Raw genomic sequence first — 16,554 nt, 5'->3', positions numbered from 1 at the left:
CAGTGGTGTGCTGCAGACATGGTTGACGCGTGAACTGGGAATCGCTTTGCCTATTGTGGGTGCGCCAATGGGTGGGCGTGCGGGCGGTGTGCTTGCAGGCGAGGTAAGTCGGGCAGGCGGTATAGGGATGCTCGGCGCCGCGCGTTACACCACACCCGAGTGGGTTGAACGTGAGTCCGCCATTGCACGCGACCTCGGTGGCCGCTTCGGCGTCGGTCTGATGAACTGGGCGTTAGCGGAAGACGATTCGCTTCTCGAGGCGGCCTTGGCGGCCCAGCCGACGATGGTGTCATTGTCCTTTGGCGATCCCGCTCCCTACGTGGGGCGTGTGCATGCAGCGGGTGCATGTGCAGTTTCGCAGGTAAACACACTCGAAGACCTACGCCAGGCAGAGGCTGCCGGTGTAGATGCCGTCGTTGCGCAAGGTTCTGAAGCGGGTGGTCATACCGGGCGCATCGGGACATTGCCGTTGTTGCAGGAAGTCCTGGAGGCGGCCACCGTTCCAGTGCTCGCTGCGGGCGGAATAGGTACTGGGCGCGGACTCGCGGCCGTCCTCGCCGCAGGCGCCGAGGGTGCTTTTATTGGGACAGCGCTGCTGGCTAGCCCCGAAACGATTGGCCCTGACTATGCGGTGGCGCGCCTTCTGAAGGCAGAAAGCACCGACACGGTGTACACCGATGTGTTCGACAAGGCGCGCAATCAACCATGGCCTTCGCGGTGGCTAGGACGTGCGATTGCCAACGACTTCACCGAGGAGTATCACGAGGCTGGTCGCACGGAGGAGGAACTCGCAGCTCAGTACGACCCTGCTTTGCCGGAGCGCGGCGTGGTGTATGCGGGGCAAATCGCCGGGCTCGTCCATGACGCTAGGCCGGTAGCCGAGGTTGTATCGAGTATCGCCCGCGATGCGGAGCGGTTATTAAGTCGGTTTTGCGGCATGTGACCGGCATGACCCTGATTTGCCCGCGCCGATTGCATCACGGTGGCTTAGGATTCAGACATGTAGACCGGCACCATGCCGGTCCTCGCGGTATGGGTCGGCGTGCGAATGAAGGAGAACCAATGACTGTTTCACCAGAAGAAACCACCAAAGGCTGGGGCCCCACTCGGAAGATTAAGGCGCTCACCAATGCTGTGCTGAACCTCGACGAAACGCTGAGCCGCCTCGATATCATCACCGAGCGTCTACTCCTGGTTCTCGAGAAGCTCGACAATACGTTGACCAAACTCGATGGCAGCCTCAACACCCTGAACAGCTCGCTTGATACGCTCAACGACTCTCTCGGCAAGCTCGACAATGTGCTTGATAACGCGGACTGGATGCTGAGCCCGGCGCAGTCACTCCGCAAGCCTTTGAAGCGTCTTACCGGACGCGGCGGCAAAGAAGGCGTCGTCGTTCGCGACGAACTGGACGACAAGAACGCCGAAATCGAAAAGTAGGCTTCGGCAGATCTAGACGTTGCCAGTGTGATGGGGTTCGGGGAATTACATCCTCGGACCCCATCACCATTTGTGCGCGATGGCTGGCTCCAAGACGAGATATGGAACGTGACGTGAAGGCACTATTTATCAACTGCACCCTGAAGAAGCCGCGGAATTAGTCGCGCCGTAATTGGGGCCCTTCACCATGACATCGGCTATGTGAACCCCCGCAGGCGGATGCGGGCGACCACTTCGGGTACGACAATCCGGAATATCGGTAGCGCCGTCGACCCGGCCTAGCCTGCCGTGTGGGCCGGGCTGAACGCCCCAGCGTCAAGGTCTTCTTCCGCGCGAATCACATGGACAACAGCGTTGATTAACGCAAGGTGGGTGAACGCTTGGGGGAAGTTCCCCAGGTGCCGTCCCGTCTTCGGGTCAATCTCCTCTGCATACAGCTTTAACGGGCTGGCGTATCCAAGTAAGCGTTCAAGCAGTCGTTTCGCCCGCGGCACCTCGCCGATTTCAACCAGCGCCGACACGAGCCAGAATGAACAGATGGTGAAGGCACCTTCTTCGCCTGACAACCCGTCGTCGGTTTGCTCAACCCGGTAGCGCAACACCAACCCATCCTCGGTCAGTTCGTCAGCGATAGCGAGAACCGTGTTGCGCACGCGGTAGTCGTCGGCGGGGAGGAACCGCATGAGCGGCACCAGTAACAGTGACGCATCGAGGGCGGGGTCCCCGTAGCGCTGAGTAAACACCCCTCGACTATCGACACCGTGAGCAAGAATGTCTTCCTTAATTTCGGCCGCGATCGTCGCCCACTGCTCCGCGTAACGATGCTCGCCGTGCATCTCGGCGAGCTTCGATCCACGATCGAGAGCCACCCAACACACCACCTTCGACGAGGTGAAGTGTTGCGGTTCGCCGCGAACTTCCCAGATGCCGCGATCCGGCGCCCGCCAGTTACTTATCGCTTCTTCAACCTGTCGCTTAAGTAGCGGCCATAGCGATTCAGGTACCTGGTTTCGGGACCGCACATGGAGGTAAACAGAATCAAGGATGATTCCCCACACGTCATGTTGTTTCTGATCAAATGCGCCGTTGCCAATACGCACTGGCTGTGCGCCTTCGTAGCCCGTGAGGTGGTGCAGTTCTTCCTCGTGCAGTGCCTTCTCGCCGCCAACCCCATACATCACTTGCAGCGGCACAGGTTTGCCGTCGTCGCCGATGCCCATGTCGGAGATGAAAGCGAAGAAGTCGTTAGCTTCGCGATCAAGCCCGAGGGTGTACAGCCCCCACAGCGCGAATGTTGAGTCGCGGATCCAGGCGTATCGGTAGTCCCAGTTGCGTTCGCCGCCGGGGGTCTCCGGTAATGAAGTGGTCGCAGCGGCAAGGAGAGCACCGGTTGGGGCGTAGGTGAGCCCTTTGAGGGTTAGCGCACTTCGTTGCAGGTAGGCGCGCCAAGGGTGGTCGGGGAAACGTCCGATGGTGATCCATTGCCGCCAACATTCAGCGGTTTCCCACATCTTTTCCGCGGCTTGCTCAAATGTTTGCGGAGGCGGGAGGTCACTCCATGACAAGGCAACGAAGACTTGGTCGCCCTCGGTGAGACGTGTCCGGGCGCGTGCTTCGCGGCCTTCAAGACCTAGTCGGAGGTTCGTTGTCAGAGTGAGGTTTGGTTCGCCATCGGGGGCTTCGATGCAGTACGCCGTGGCCTGTTCGTACACTTTTCCTGTGTATTCCCAGGTAGCAGACTTGCGGTGGTAATCAAACGCGGGTTCGCAGCTCAATTCGAGTTCCACCGTGCCGCTAACGCACTTGACGGTGCGAAGCAGGAGATGCTCGGCATCCCAATCGGTTGGGGTGCGACGGTGCGTTCGGGAGCGCTGGTCAGTGTTGTGCCACTTGCCCATGACAAGCGCGTCTCGGATGGTCAGCCACCCTGTTTCCGTCTGCCACGTTGTTTCAAGGATCAGCCCGCCTGGCAGGTACCGACGCGCAGCAGGAACATTTTGCCCATACGGCCCCAAACGGAAGTGACCGGCACTCCGATCGAGAATCGCTGCAAACACGCTGGGAGAGTCGGGGCGAGGCACGCACATCCACTCGACCGAACCGTTCGGCGCGATCAGGCATGTAGTTTCGCAATCCGACAGAAAGCCGTAGTCCCCGATGGGCGGGAATCCAGTGTGGTGGTTGCGGGGTGGTGAGGGCATGCCGGGATCGTCCGCTCCGCGGTCGTTGTCGTCAGCCTGTCGTGGATCTGAGGGCTTCGCCATGATCATATTGTGGCGCGAACTGCGGCAGTATGCTGTGTGAACGTGCAACCCAACGCCGCGACTACTTGGGTGAGGCCGTTATGGTTAGTGGGTGGAAGCATTGGCACGGTGGTGGGACGGCGTAGAGCTGTGGATCGCTGGGCTGCCGTTTGTTCCGCAAGCTTTGCTAGTGGTAGCAGTGATGGTGCCGGTATGTTTCGGCCTTGCTTCTGTGCTTGATCGGGTGCTGGGAGCCACGTACAACTGGTTGGACAGCAAGCGACGGCGCGATTCTGTGGCGTCGCAGGGGACGTCCCAGGGGGAGGGGAATCTATAGTGCCGAAATCTCGCGTGTCGTTAGTGTTGCTGGCCTTGTTGGTGCTGATCGTGCTGGCCTGGGCTATCTCTCTCCGCTAGTTCACGTTTCGTGCGCAGGTTTGTCGCTTGGGTCCCGATGTGGCGGATCCCCCTGTAGCGCGCCCCAGCGTAGTGGGCCATATCACTCTCCTTGGCGGGAGGTAAATGGGCCATCTCGCCTGTTGGACGGAGTTTCTTGCTGCTCTGGAAGGACTGCTAACATAGCTGTCGTGGAAGCAGCCGAGCAGTATGTAGTACGCCATCAGTTGGCGCTCATCGCTGTCGGTTTCCCCGCAGTCGCTGACATCATGTGTTGTCGCTGAGTAGAGCCTCGCTTACGGCGGATTTCGCCTGACAAGCTGGCCGGGCCCCGCACCCGAATGTGTTGCGGTTTCTACTCCCCACCCCGCCCTGTGTGGCTGTGTGACATTGGTGTCAGACATCTGTGACTGGAAGGCCTCTTAGTTCATGAACTCCGACTCGCGAAGACGGTTCCGCACGCGTGCGACTGTGATCTTGGCACTCGGCTGTGCATTTCTGATGGCGGCGTGTGGTGGCGGGCCTAGTGATATTCCGGGCCAGCGGACGGTCGGTGGCGACGGTAGTCGCGGGACGCTCGGGGTTTTTGCGTATGCAGTGGCAAAGCCTGGTTTCGACGAGGTAATCCCAGCGTTCGCTCAAACCCCCGAAGGTGCTGGCGTTAGCTTCTTGCAGTCGTTCGGTCCGTCAGCGGACCAGTCCCGGAAAGTGATGTTCGGGGCTCCGGCAGACTTCGTGGTGCTCTCTACCGAACCCGATGTCGATCGGCTGGTTGACGCGGGATTTGTCGATGACGACTGGGACGAGGGGGAGTACGCAGGGGTTCCTTTTGGGTCCGTCGTGACCTTTGTTGTGCGAGAAGGCAACCCCAAAAATATTCAAGACTGGGACGACCTTCTTCGACCCGGCGTTGAGGTGGTAACGCCGAATCCGTTCAGTTCAGGGTCCGCGAAGTGGAACCTGCTGGCACCGTACGCGGTGGCAAGCAACGGTGGTGACGACCCCGAAACCGGTCTAGCTTATGTTCAAAGACTCATTAGAGATCACATCAAGATTCAACCCGGTTCTGCGCGGGAAGCGACCGAATCTTTTCTTCAGGGACGCGGCGACGTGCTGCTCACCTACGAAAACGAAGCGATTTTCCTGCAACACCTAGGCGATCCCATCGAGTACGTCACACCACCGGCTACGTTGCGTATTGAAAACCCTGTGGCCATTGTTAACCGGACTGCTGATCGCGCGATGGTCGAGGACTTTCTGGCATTTCAGTATTCCCCCGAAGGTCAGCGTGCGTGGGCAGAAGCAGGTTTTCGCCCAGTAGTGCCAGAGATTGTCGACGAATTTTCGGCTGAGTTTCCAGAGCCGGAAACCTTGTGGCGCGTGGCAGACCTCGGCGGCTGGGATGTGGTGAACGCAGAACTGTTTGACCCTGACTCAGGATTGATTTCTGTCATCTACTACGAGGCGTTGAGGTAGCAGCGTGACTATTCAAGAAGCGAAACCAACTCCAAGGAAAGTGAACCGTGTCACCGGCACGGTTGGCTCGCTTGGGGTTGGCGTTGCAGTGTTGTGGCTTAGCGTAATCGTCTTGCTGCCACTCGCCGCGCTCACCGCCACATCATTGGAGGGTGGCCTACGGGGCTTCTGGGACGCCATCATGGCGCCCGGGGCGCTAGCGTCACTGCGCATCACGATCTATGTGTCCGCCGTGGTTGCCCTCATCAATGTCGTATTCGGCACGCTCATCGCGTGGGTGTTGGTGCGTGATGAGTTCCCCGGCAAGCGTTACGTCAACGGACTAATTGACCTGCCATTCGCGTTGCCCACAATTGTCGCCAGTATCGTATTGCTATCCCTCTACGGTCCCGAGAGCCCGGTCAATATTCATCTCAACGCTACTCAAGCCGGCCTCATTGTTGCCCTTGCTTTCGTGACGTTGCCGTTTGTTGTTCGGTCGGTCCAACCAGTGTTGATGGAATTGGACCGCGAAATCGAGGAAGCCGCCGCATCCCTGGGCGCAAGTAACCTCACTATCTTTCGCAAGGTCGTCGCTCCGGTGCTTGCGCCGGCAATCCTCGGTGGAGCAGGTCTGGCTTTTGCTCGCGCAATCGGCGAGTTCGGCTCCATCATTCTCATCGGCGGCAACATTCGCGGGGAAACCCAGGTGACATCGCAGTACATCCAGCAGCAACTTGAAATGGACCGTCCAGGCGCTGCCGCAGCAGTCTCCGTTGTGCTGCTGGTATTCGCCTTCATTGTGCTGCTCGTCCTCCGCATTCTCGCTAACAAAGCGGCCCGAAGGGAGGAACAAGCAGCATGACGGTGACTGCGCCATGGCGCTACACACTGCGGTTCTTCGCTCTTGCGTACCTCGCGCTGTTGCTACTCGTGCCGATTGGCATGATCCTGTTCCGCACCTTTGAAAACGGGATTGTGGCGTTCTGGGAATCCATCACCACGCCGGCCGCGATCTCCGCTCTCCAACTGTCGTTGGTCATCGTCGCGATCGTGGTGCCCGTAAACGTGGTCTTCGGTGTGATCACCGCACTCGCACTCGTTCGAGGTCGCTTCCCCGGAAGGCGCCTACTCGAAGCGGTCGTCGATATTCCGTTCGCTGTGTCACCGGTCGTGGTCGGCGTCGCACTCATCACGCTCTGGGGTGCTGGCGGGTGGTTTGGTTCCTTCGTTGAAAGCGTCGGAATCCGGGTGATTTTCGGAATCCCTGGAATGGTCCTCGCCACCATCTTTGTGACGCTGCCCTTCGTGGTTCGCGAAGTAGAACCAGTATTGCGTGAAGTCGGAGAAGAACAAGAACAAGCCGCAGCCACATTGGGCGCAAATACGTGGCAAACCTTCTGGCTGATCACACTGCCTGCGATCCGTTGGGGCCTAACCTACGGAGTCGTGCTGACCGTCGCCCGCTCGCTCGGAGAATTCGGCGCTGTCCTGATGGTGTCGTCCGGGTTTGCTGGTGTATCCCAAACGCTCACACTGCTCGTCCATGCTCGCTACATCGATGACCACAACACCTACGGCGCCTACAGTGCCGCCACATTGTTGATGAGCATCGCCATCGTCACCCTATTGCTCATGACTATCCTTGACCGGAAGAGGAGCACAACATGATTACCGTTTCCCAGGTGCGGAAAAACTACGGCGACTTTGTGGCTCTCGACGGGGTCACACTGGACATTCCATCAGGGTCGCTTACGGCGCTGCTCGGGCCATCAGGGTCGGGGAAATCCACGCTGTTGCGGTCCATCGCCGGTCTTGAATCACCCGACGCCGGAATCATCACCATCAACGGCGAAGACGTCACCGGGATTACCCCGCAGAAACGTGGCATCGGGTTTGTTTTCCAGCACTACGCAGCGTTCAAACACATGACTGTGCGCGACAACATCGCGTTTGGTTTGCGCATCCGTAAGCGCCCGAAGGCAGAAATCAAAGAACGCGTCGACGAATTGTTGCGCATTGTCGGACTCGATGGGTTTCAGATGCGCTATCCCGCGCAACTTTCGGGTGGACAGCGCCAGCGCATGGCACTGGCACGGGCCCTGGCCGTAGATCCAAAAGTGCTGCTGCTCGACGAACCCTTTGGAGCATTGGATGCCAAAGTGCGAGCCGACCTCCGTGAATGGCTGCGCCGCCTGCACGACGAAGTGCACGTCACCACAGTTCTTGTCACGCACGACCAAGAGGAAGCCCTCGACGTCGCAGACCGGATCGCAGTGATGAACCGCGGCAACATTGAACAAGTTGGTTCGCCCGATGATCTTTATGAGCGTCCGGCCAACGACTTCGTGATGTCATTTCTGGGCCCAGTAGCGACCATTAACGGCGTCATGGTTCGGCCACACGACCTCCACCTCGACCGCGTACACCACCCGGGTGCTGTGGAGGTTACGGTAGACCGCATCGTTCGGCTTGGGTTCGAGGTTCGAGTGGAACTCGTGCCCGTCAACGGTGACCAACGATTGTCTGCCCAGATCACTCGTGGCGACGCGGATGATCTCAATCTCGTACGCGGAGAGCAGTTGTACGTTCGTGCCACCCACATTCCAGGGATTGTGCACGCAGCGGCACATTAAGAATGCGGTCCTAAACGCGAACTTCTCGGGTCAATGCCCCCATATTCAGGGGCTTGAGGGGTTAGTGTCGAGAACATGGTGATCTCTCGGCGGGTGCGCTGTGGAACAGCTGCACTGATGGCAACAACATTGATCCTCGCCGCGTGTTCAACCACAGAGGACGACCCAGTTGCGGAGCCGGAACCAGAGGAACCACAACCGACGCAGACCCTCCGCGAGTTCAACACCATTCCAGTCGGCGTACCGCCCGAACTATTCCGAACCGAAGAGTTCGCAGGACGAGGGCTCAACCTCCTCGCCGGAGCGGAAGGGCTCCCATACGCCGTTGCACTGAACATGGCCGCACCGCAACGCCCAAGCCGTCCTGTCGTCTGGGTAGCCGATGACGGAAACCACTGGACACCGATCGATCTAACACCGGACTCTCCACACTCGTTTTCCGGCGGGCTCGTCGGCAACAATCAAAAGTCTGCGCTCGTCGGATCCTCGTTCGCAGACGGAACACTCGTATCGCGTGTATGGCTGTCCGACAACCGCCGCGACTGGGTAGAGGCTGAACTGCCAGACGAGTTCGCACGGACATTCCGTGTGGTGACCGGGACGGCCGCAGGAGAACGCATCCTCGTCGCAGGAAACGCAGTGTCGAAGGATTTAGGCGTAGCCATCATCGACGGCGACCGCATCGAACACACCTTGCTTCCCCAGATACCAGATAGAGAACAACGCCTCATTGTCGACATGGCTGCCAGCGGCGACAACGTCGTACTCATAGCGCAGCGGGGCGACGAGGGGAGTCCAGGCGCGTTTGTTGCCTACACCTCCGACGACGGCGGCATCACCTGGGACGGGTCGCACCCAGTCGGGGATAGCCCCAATGTTTTCGTCGCGGGAGTAGAGGCGTCAGGGGAGCAGTTCGTCATGACCGGCGGTGTCCTTGCACCGGATTCTGACAGGGGCTTTGTCCCCGCAGCTTGGACGTCAGATGACGGGGTTTCGTGGACACCAGAGTTCGTGCCCCCGCCACCCGAAGATTCGGTCTTCTACATCGCAGAAGGTGTCCCAGCGCTTCTCGGACGTCCGTCCGTCCGGGACGGTCACATCTACGCGGTGGCCAGCAACGATGACTCACTGCGCGCGGGTTTTTACCACCGCGTACCTGAGGGCGAATGGTTTTTCAACGGGACATCCGAGCTCATGGGGTTCCCTGGCGCTGGTGGTGTGACAGTGGGACTTAATCCAGACGAGCGCCTTGCTGTCCTCAGTCCATTCGGAACCGGCAAAGTAGTTATTGGCGTACACGGCCGGGACGACGCATGGAGCGAGAGATTGGACCTCGGCGCACTAGAACAGGTAGGTCAGGTCGAGGCACTAACGTCAGTAATCGACCGAATGTTCGTCAAAACACTTCGCGTCCGCTACGACGTTGACGGAGCGGATTTCAGCGGTGTCCCAGAACGCCAGCTGTATGAGTTATTTGACCGCGGCGACGCCAATTTTGAGCTTGAAAACATCGGGTTCGACCCACCTGAGGTGGGAAATCTCACCAACACCGTCGTTGCCAGCACAGATAACAACGAGTTACTGCTCCTCGGTTCGCGATTTAGCACTCAACGGAACCGGATTGAGGCGCGCGGATGGTTCCTTCCAGCGCCAGGTCAACCATGGATCCCCGTGGATGGCTTCGGTGCCGTCGCTGACTCTCAGATCAAAGGAATTGTCCAAACCGACTCCGGTTGGTACGCAGTCGGAACAAGCACAGGCCCTGAAGGCAACGACCCGGCGAGTGCCACGGTGTGGCGCTCCGACAATGGCAGGGAATGGCAAGTCGATGAGGTACTCAACAGCGGAAATGGCAGCAATGCCACCGCTGTATGCCAAGTGACTGATGGTCCCGTCCTCGTCGCAGGATCGGTAACCGAAAGCGACGGAACGGCCCCCGCAGTGTGGCGACTCACAGAGGAAACGTGGGAACGCGCCACTGCAGAAATCCTCACCACGGGGCGCGGTGAACTCACCGGATGTGCAAGTAGCGACGACGAAACCATCCTCAGCGCAACGTCTGGTGGGCGAAACCTAATTCTACGAACCACCGACGGTATCCAGTTTGAGGGCACATTCCGCACTGAGTTCGGCTCAACGATGCGAGAAGCAGTGCGAGTTAACGGTGGATTTGCCGCAGCAGGCCGTATCACCAACGATGATGCTAGTGGCCCTGTGGTGTGGCTTTCCGACCACGGATTCCGCTGGGAACCATGGCGGGTGCCCGCGAGAACCGACGGCATCGTTCGTTTCGTGAAGCCTTACGGTGACGGAATTGTTTTCACGATGGATTCCGAACTTGGTGATCCCGTGCAAATCGTCGAGTCGCTAGATTTCTCACCGTAAAGCTCAACCCCTGTCAAGTAGTTCACGTACCCGCGGAATTACTTCGGTGCCATACACCCCGATCGTGTTCAGCAGCATCTCATGAGGCATTGAGGCGAGGCTGTACTTCAGATCAAACAGCGACAGGTCGAGAGTGTTGACCGTTTTTGCGATCTTCCGCGCGACCTTCTCCGGCGATCCGACATCGAGCGAACCGCTCTCGATGTCGGCTTCGAAGTCGCGCCGTGAAGCGGGGGCCACCCTCGTTCCGCACCGATCTTGTCGCGCATTGCCTTGTAGCGCGGGTACACCAACTTCCGCGCAGTGTCGTCATCGTCGTGCACGAAGCCCGCGGAGTGGACCCCGATGGGTAATGTGGGCCGTATACGCAACCAAGACCATGGACGACGACCTGGAACTAGCGAAACCACCAAGCTAGGAGGCACAACAATGGCACGAAAGACCTATCGCGGATCGTTGGCAGACGTGTCATTCGACGGCGAGATCTGTCAACATGCCGCTGAATGCGTGCGCGGGATGCCCACCGTCTTCGACCCAAATAAGCGCCCGTGGATCGACCCGACGACGCTTCGTAGCGACGCTGACCGCCGACAACTTGAGGACGTAATTGGCCGCTGCCCGAGCGGTGCGTTGATTTTCCTCGAACCCGACCACGGTTAGCCCCCGCGGTCCCAGCTCGTTGAGGAATGGCTCCGCACACGGGGCGTTGAACGAGCGGGGCCATAAATGAGCGCGGCCTAGAACGTATTGATGCCCGCCCCCAAGTGGGGGCGGGCATCAATAGGTTTAGCGGTCGAACGTCAGCGAGTGCCGATCTCCACAGCGGAGAGGGCATCCCCGACGAGTCCTGCAGCGAGCGTGTTGCCGCTTGCTGGATCGATGAGGAGGAAGCTGCCGGTGTGCCGGTTCACCGCATAGTTGTCAGCCACGATGGGTTCTGCCACCGTGATGTTGACCCGGCCAATTTCGTTCGTACGCAGCGATTCCGGCGACGGATCGGCCGTCAAAGTTTGCTCCTCGAAGCGTTCGATGATGGAACCCACAATGGCTTGCGTGCTCTTTGCGCCGTGCTTGAGCAGCAGCCGAGTTCCAGGTCGAAGCGGTTTGTCAGCGAGAATGCACACCGTCGCTTCAAACTGACTAATCGGTTCTGGTGCGTCGTGTGGCGACGCGATGATGTCTCCACGAGAAATGTCGATCTCGTCAGCGAGAAGAAGGGTGACTGACCGTCCAGCTTCCGCGTGGTCAAGAGGGCCGTCGGCAGTATCGACACCGGACACAGTCGTGTGGATCCCTGCGGGCAGAATCACCACTTCGTCGCCGGGGCGAACTTCCCCAGCAGCGATCACGCCGGCGTAGCCACGGTAGTCGGGGTACTCAGCCGTGCGTGGTCGGATCACGTACTGCACCGGGAATCGTAGGCCCACGTTGTGCGGCTCTGCATCAACGGGAACAGATTCGAGGTGCTCGATTAGTGACGGCCCGGTGTAATACGGTGTGCGATCCGAACGGGATGCGACATTGTCCCCGTGTAGCGCTGATACGGGAATCTCCTGAATCGCATTGGAATCCCACCCAAGCGCAGCAGTGAGGGTGTTGAACTCCTGGCAAATCTGTGCGAACACCTCGCCAGGGTTGTCGACCAAGTCGATCTTATTCACGGCAAGAACCAGCCGTGGAACACCGAGCAAGGCCATCACCGCTGCGTGGCGACGTGTCTGCTCGATGACACCTTTACGCGCGTCGACGAGCAAAACCACGAGTTGCGCAGTGGATGCCCCAGATACTGTGTTGCGGGTGTACTGCACGTGGCCGGGAGTGTCCGCGAGCACGAACGACCGATTTGGTGTGGCGAAATAGCGGTATGCCACGTCGATCGTGATGCCTTGCTCTCGCTCCGCGCGTAAGCCGTCGACGAGCAAGGATAGGTCTGGTGTTGCCAATCCGCGGTCCACAGAGGCACGTTTGACGGCGTCGATCTGATCTGCGAGCACCGACTTTGTGTCGAACAACAGGCGCCCCACGAGAGTGGATTTGCCGTCGTCAACGCTGCCTGCTGTGGCGAGACGCAATAGGTCACTCATGCTCAGAAATATCCTTCTCGCTTGCGGTCTTCCATGGCAGCTTCAGACACGCGGTCGTCCCCACGGGTGGCGCCGCGTTCGGTAAGCCGTGAGGCAGCCACCTCGGATAGGATCGAATAGTTGTCGACAGCGTCTGACAACACGGCTCCAGTGGTGGAGCCGTCACCTACGGTGCGGTACCGAACAGACAATGTCTTCAGCTCTTCGCCGTCGCGAGGGCCACCCCATGGGCCGGGCGCAAGCCACATGCCGTCGCGTTGGTAAACCTCACGCTCGTGGGCGTAGTAGATCGGGCACAGGTCGACGTCGTCTCGGGCGATGTAGCGCCAAATGTCGAGTTCTGTCCAGTTGCTGAGTGGGAAGACACGGACGTGCTCGCCAGGGGAGTGGCGACCGTTGTACAAGTTCCACAGTTCTGGTCGTTGCTTCTTCGGGTCCCACTGGCCGAAGGCGTTACGGAGGCTGAAGATGCGTTCTTTAGCGCGTGACCGTTCTTCGTCACGACGACCGCCCCCAAATACTGCGTCGAAACGGTGCTCACTGATTGCGTCAAGGAGTGGCACTGTTTGAAGCGGGTTGCGGATGCCATCGGGGCGTTCTTCTAGGCGACCATCCGCGATGTACTCTTCGACGCTAGCGACGTAAAGGCGCAGATTGTATTTCTCCACCATCCGGTCGCGGAAGTCGAGAACTTCCTGGAAGTTGTGCCCGGTGTCTACATGGAGAACAGGGAACGGCAGCGGTGCTGGCCAAAACGCCTTGATAGCGAGATGGAGCAGGACCGTTGAGTCTTTTCCACCGGAAAACAAGATAACGGGACGTTCGAACTCGCCCGCTACTTCACGGAAAATATGAATGGCTTCGGATTCGAGTGCGGTTAGCGTATCGAAGTTCGTCGCCGTGGCGGCACTGTGGCGTGCAGTTTCGTCTTCAGCGCTGTGCGTGCCCACGTCAGGCAACACCCCATTCATCTCTCGACCAGGCGTGTGCCCGGCAGTTTTTTCGCTGAGCGTGTGCTCAGCGGTGGCAGTTTCCGATGTCATGATCCGTGCAGGCCGCATTCGATCTTGTTGTTGCCTGCCCAGCGCCCACTGCGTAGGTCAGATCCCGGTTGTGGTTTAGCTGTGCATGGTGCGCAACCAATCGATGGGTACCCGTCGTCAACGAGTGGGTTGACGATGATGCCGTGCTTATCGATGTAGTTCTGCATGTCTTCATCGGACCACGCAGCAAGTGGATTGATCTTGACCAATCCAAAGGCTTCATCGTAGGAGACAAACGGTGCGTTAGCGCGGGTGGGTGCTTCAACCCGGCGGATTCCAGTAACCCAGGCGTCGTACCCTGCGAGGGTTTTCTTGAGCGGCGCTACTTTGCGAAGCCCGCAGCAACGGTTGGGTTCACGTGCGAACAGGTCTTTGCCTTCAATTTTGTCCTGCTCGGCCACCGTGTGTTCCGGGGTGACGTTCAGCACGTTGACTCCGTAAACCTGTTCAACAGCATCGCGGGTGCCGAGCGTTTCCGCGAAGTGATAGCCGGTGTCAAGGAACAAGATCTCTACCCCGGGGTGAACCTGGGCAGCAAGATGAACAAGAACGGCATCCTGCATATTTGACGCAACAATGTAGCGGTCACCGAACGTGTCTTCTGTCCACTGGAGCAGTTCTTCGGCGGTGGCACCATCAAGTTCAACCGCGCCTTGTTCGGCGATTTTCCGCAAATCTAATTCGGTCGCGATACTCATGTGGGTACCTTTCGCTTAGCGGCCGATGCGCCAAGAAATGTCAACGCAAAAACACGTCGACAACTCGCGCATCGCCATTGACCGTGCGGCAGGGCTGTGCCGTCGGCCAGGTCCGGTCGGAGGTCTTCGTCCGAGCAGTACGGGCAATATAGTGGAACGGCTCGCGACACCGGTCTGTTCCCGGTGCCGTGATTCTCGTTCGAAATGTTCCCCAAAGTAGCTGCCCTATCGGAGTTGATCTTCGTCGGCGCGTACAGCCCAATCGGAAAAGCGTTCGCCTTCATTGCGGCTGTTTGCGAAGTTGCGCACCACACGTTCGATGTAGTCACCGAGTTCGTCGGTGGTCACTTTATGTTGACGCAGCTTGCGGCCAAAATCGGGATCGAGGCCGAGACGTCCGCCAAGATGCACCTGGAACCCCTCAACAGTGTTCTCGTCATCGTCGAGAACTAGTTGCCCCTTAAAGCCGATATCAGCTACCTGCGCTCGAGCGCACGAGTTCGGGCAACCATTGATGTTGATCGTGACGGGGACATCGAGTTGCGCATTAAGATCGCGGAGGCGTTCCTCGAGTTCCGGTACCAACACTTGGGATCGCTTGCGAGTTTCCACGAATGACAACTTGCAGAATTCGATCCCGCTGCATGCCATGAGGTTCTTCCGCCACAGTGACGGCCGCGCTGGCAACCCGAGTTCGTCGAGGTCCGCGATGAGCTGGTTGAGGTTGCTCTCCGGCACGTCGAGGATGACCAGCTTTTGGTACGGGGTGAGGCGAACGTCGTCAGAACCTGCACGTTCGGCTGCATCAGCAACGGCGAGGAGCTTTGTGCCTGACACGCGTCCCGCGATCGGCGCGACGCCTACCGCGTAGTTGCCGTTTTTGAGTTTCTGAATGCCAACGTGGTCGCGTGGTTGCGTTAGCGGTTCAGGTGCAGGTCCATCAAGAAGTTTGCGGCCGAGGTACTCGTCTTCGAGGACCTGACGGAATTTCTCCACGCCCCAGTCCTTGACGAGGAATTTCAACCGTGCGCGACCACGAAGGCGACGGTAGCCGTAGTCGCGGAAGATGGTGACAATGCCTTCCCACACGTCGGGAACTTCGTCGAGGGGAACCCAGACTCCGAGCCTCTGCGCGAACATGGGATTGGTGGACAGTCCGCCACCGACCCACACATCAAGGCCAGGCCCGTGCTCGGGGTGGTTCACGCCGATGAAGGCGCAGTCATTCACTTCGTGGGCAACGTCTTGCAAACCGGACATTGCTGTCTTGAATTTGCGGGGCAGGTTGGAGAACCGAGGATCTCCGACATATCGACGAACGATCTCGTCAATCGCCGGTGTGGGGTCAAGGACTTCGTCTACTGCGAGTCCGGCAAGTGGGGAACCCAGCACGATACGTGGTGTGTCACCGCACGCCTCTGTCGTCGTCAATGAAACGTCTTCAATGCGCCGCCAGATTTCAGGCATGTCCTCGACGCGGATCCAGTGGCACTGCACATTCTGGCGATCCGAAAGGTCAGCGGTGTCGCGGCCGAATTCTTTCGATATCTGGCCGATGGTGCGCAGTTGCTTCAGGTTCAGCTGACCGCCATCGACACGGATGCGCAGCATGAAGTGGCTGTCTTCAATGATGTCGATGTTCTCGTCACCGGTCCAGGTGCCGTCGTATCCTTCTTTGCGCTGAGTGTAGAGGCCGTACCAGCGGAAACGGCCACGCAAGTCCGCCTTGTCGATGCTGTCGAAACCGCGGTGCGCGTAGATGTTTTCGATGCGCTGTCGGACATTCAGCGGGTTGTCGTCTTTTTTGGTCTGCTCGTTAGCGTTCTGCGGTTCGCGGTAGCCGAGCTTCCACTGTGCCTCAGCCTTGCGGCGGCGGGGCCGAGCAGTGCGGGCTTTCCGGGGCGCGGCATCGGATGCCTGTCCTGTTTCGTCCCGACGCGTGGGGCGGTCACCACGCGGGGTGCGGGTGCGTGGCGTCTCCTCCGATGGCGATGCGGGGGAGGTGGCGTCGTGGGCTGACGACATTCAATGCTCCTGAAGGGTCTTCGGTAGGCATCGTAGGTGGTGAGTTCTACTCAACGATGCCGCAACAGTGACGACGAGAAATAAGCAAAATGCGTGTGCGGGACTGTCGCGGCCGACCACCAGTACGGGTGGAGAGCTTACGCGATCAC

17 protein-coding genes are annotated in these 16,554 nt (G+C 59.1%); 10 read left to right on the top strand and 7 right to left on the bottom strand.

The features are described 5' to 3' along the window. Positions 1–7: 7 nt before the first annotated feature. Together IEW73_RS12925 and IEW73_RS12920 are read left to right on the top strand one after the other, a co-directional pair. On the top strand, positions 8–943 hold the full coding sequence (locus tag IEW73_RS12925; protein WP_229675999.1) for an NAD(P)H-dependent flavin oxidoreductase: 936 nt from the start codon (positions 8–10) through the stop codon (positions 941–943). Between the two features lie 119 nt (positions 944–1,062). Next, positions 1,063–1,440: a hypothetical protein gene (locus IEW73_RS12920; RefSeq protein WP_188675794.1), complete on the top strand. Its 378-nt coding sequence runs from the start codon at positions 1,063–1,065 to the stop codon at positions 1,438–1,440. 278 nt (positions 1,441–1,718) lie between these two features. Here the strand turns inward: IEW73_RS12920 and IEW73_RS12915 are convergent, their stop codons facing one another. Then, the gene (locus IEW73_RS12915; RefSeq protein WP_229676036.1) at positions 1,719–3,641 is read right to left on the bottom strand and encodes a glycoside hydrolase family 15 protein; all 1,923 of its coding nucleotides are present in this window, start codon (positions 3,639–3,641) and stop codon (positions 1,719–1,721) included. Positions 3,642–3,795: 154 nt separating this feature from the next. Between IEW73_RS12915 and IEW73_RS12910 the strand changes: the two genes are divergently transcribed. Continuing rightward, positions 3,796–4,020, top strand: coding sequence for a hypothetical protein (locus IEW73_RS12910; protein WP_188677042.1), 225 nt, complete (start codon positions 3,796–3,798; stop codon positions 4,018–4,020). Between the two features lie 20 nt (positions 4,021–4,040). Here the strand turns inward: IEW73_RS12910 and IEW73_RS12905 are convergent, their stop codons facing one another. Then, positions 4,041–4,181 (bottom strand): hypothetical protein, encoded by a 141-nt coding sequence (locus tag IEW73_RS12905; protein ID WP_188675788.1) that lies wholly within the window; start codon positions 4,179–4,181, stop codon positions 4,041–4,043. An 89-nt stretch (positions 4,182–4,270) separates the two neighbouring features. Here IEW73_RS12905 and IEW73_RS16730 point away from each other — a divergent pair, with 89 nt between their 5' ends. The 6 genes from IEW73_RS16730 (at position 4,271) to IEW73_RS12880 (ending at position 10,555) form a co-directional block, all read left to right on the top strand. Then, entirely contained in the window at positions 4,271–4,363 is a 93-nt protein-coding gene (locus tag IEW73_RS16730) for an Ms4533A family Cys-rich leader peptide (RefSeq protein WP_372433637.1), read from the top strand. Between the two features lie 145 nt (positions 4,364–4,508). Continuing rightward, positions 4,509–5,555 (top strand): sulfate ABC transporter substrate-binding protein, encoded by a 1,047-nt coding sequence (locus IEW73_RS12900; protein ID WP_188675785.1) that lies wholly within the window; start codon positions 4,509–4,511, stop codon positions 5,553–5,555. Between the two features lie 4 nt (positions 5,556–5,559). After that, positions 5,560–6,399 (top strand): sulfate ABC transporter permease subunit CysT, encoded by an 840-nt coding sequence (gene cysT / locus IEW73_RS12895; protein ID WP_188675782.1) that lies wholly within the window; start codon positions 5,560–5,562, stop codon positions 6,397–6,399. Further along, positions 6,396–7,205 (top strand): sulfate ABC transporter permease subunit CysW, encoded by an 810-nt coding sequence (gene cysW / locus IEW73_RS12890; protein WP_188675779.1) that lies wholly within the window; start codon positions 6,396–6,398, stop codon positions 7,203–7,205. Before cysT ends, cysW begins: the two co-directional genes overlap by 4 nt. Further along, complete coding sequence (locus IEW73_RS12885) at positions 7,202–8,170, top strand: sulfate/molybdate ABC transporter ATP-binding protein (RefSeq protein ID WP_188675776.1); 969 nt, start codon at positions 7,202–7,204, stop codon at positions 8,168–8,170. The genes cysW and IEW73_RS12885 overlap by 4 nt, the downstream gene beginning before the upstream one ends. Before the next feature lie 75 nt (positions 8,171–8,245). Then, positions 8,246–10,555 carry a hypothetical protein gene (locus IEW73_RS12880; RefSeq protein ID WP_188675775.1) on the top strand — a complete coding sequence of 770 codons (2,310 nt, stop codon included), beginning with the start codon at positions 8,246–8,248 and terminating at the stop codon, positions 10,553–10,555. 3 nt (positions 10,556–10,558) lie between these two features. Here IEW73_RS12880 and IEW73_RS12875 read toward each other — a convergent pair whose 3' ends face one another. Further along, on the bottom strand, positions 10,559–10,795 hold the full coding sequence (locus tag IEW73_RS12875; protein ID WP_188675774.1) for a hypothetical protein: 237 nt from the start codon (positions 10,793–10,795) through the stop codon (positions 10,559–10,561). Positions 10,796–10,984: 189 nt separating this feature from the next. Between IEW73_RS12875 and IEW73_RS12870 the strand changes: the two genes are divergently transcribed. Further along, positions 10,985–11,215 (top strand): (4Fe-4S)-binding protein, encoded by a 231-nt coding sequence (locus IEW73_RS12870; RefSeq protein ID WP_188675773.1) that lies wholly within the window; start codon positions 10,985–10,987, stop codon positions 11,213–11,215. Between the two features lie 140 nt (positions 11,216–11,355). Here IEW73_RS12870 and IEW73_RS12865 read toward each other — a convergent pair whose 3' ends face one another. The 4 genes from IEW73_RS12865 to IEW73_RS12850 all read right to left on the bottom strand — a co-directional run bounded on the left by IEW73_RS12865 (position 11,356) and on the right by IEW73_RS12850 (position 16,405). Beyond that, positions 11,356–12,639, bottom strand: a complete 1,284-nt coding sequence (locus IEW73_RS12865; RefSeq protein WP_188675772.1) for a sulfate adenylyltransferase subunit 1 — start codon at positions 12,637–12,639, stop codon at positions 11,356–11,358. A gap of 2 nt (positions 12,640–12,641) precedes the next feature. Then, the gene (gene cysD / locus IEW73_RS12860) at positions 12,642–13,682 is read right to left on the bottom strand and encodes a sulfate adenylyltransferase subunit CysD (RefSeq protein ID WP_229675998.1); all 1,041 of its coding nucleotides are present in this window, start codon (positions 13,680–13,682) and stop codon (positions 12,642–12,644) included. Next, positions 13,679–14,380: a phosphoadenylyl-sulfate reductase gene (locus tag IEW73_RS12855; protein WP_188675760.1), complete on the bottom strand. Its 702-nt coding sequence runs from the start codon at positions 14,378–14,380 to the stop codon at positions 13,679–13,681. Before IEW73_RS12855 ends, cysD begins: the two co-directional genes overlap by 4 nt. Before the next feature lie 225 nt (positions 14,381–14,605). After that, entirely contained in the window at positions 14,606–16,405 is a 1,800-nt protein-coding gene (locus IEW73_RS12850) for a nitrite/sulfite reductase (RefSeq protein WP_188675759.1), read from the bottom strand. Positions 16,406–16,554: the final 149 nt, after the last annotated feature.

It is taken from the genome of Hoyosella rhizosphaerae, assembly GCF_014643175.1.
Taxonomy (GTDB): domain Bacteria; phylum Actinomycetota; class Actinomycetes; order Mycobacteriales; family Mycobacteriaceae; genus Lolliginicoccus; species Lolliginicoccus rhizosphaerae.
This window is presented reverse-complemented; position numbering and strand designations above follow the sequence as displayed.